General features: G+C 53.3%; 1 protein-coding gene. It reads left to right on the top strand.

The genetic code is table 11. From position 1 onward, the window contains the following. Positions 1-338: NAD(P)-dependent oxidoreductase (locus EN804_RS35575; RefSeq protein ID WP_281407932.1), on the top strand; the 338-nt coding region annotated here is incomplete at both ends.

Here is a 338-nt window from a genome sequence, read left to right on the forward strand (position 1 = left end):
GCAGAAGTTGCCGGTGTGCGACGGGTTGAAAAAGAGACGCTTCTTCGCGAGTCCGACTGTGTGACGTTGCATCTTGTTCTGTCGGAGCGAACGAAGGGCGTAATCGGTCAGGAGGAGCTGGCATTGATGAAGCCAACAGCCTGGCTCGTGAATACGTCACGAGGTCCGCTTGTCGATGAAGGAGCTTTGATCGCTGCGCTGGAAACCAAGAGGATCGCAGGTCTTGCAGTGGACGTGTTTGATCATGAGCCTTTGCCCAGTAATCATCCGCTTCGGACTTTTGACAATGTGATCGCGACGCCTCATATCGGGTTTGTTACCGAAAACTCATACCGGAT

The organism is Mesorhizobium sp. M8A.F.Ca.ET.161.01.1.1 (assembly GCF_004792105.1).
GTDB lineage: Bacteria > Pseudomonadota > Alphaproteobacteria > Rhizobiales > Rhizobiaceae > Mesorhizobium.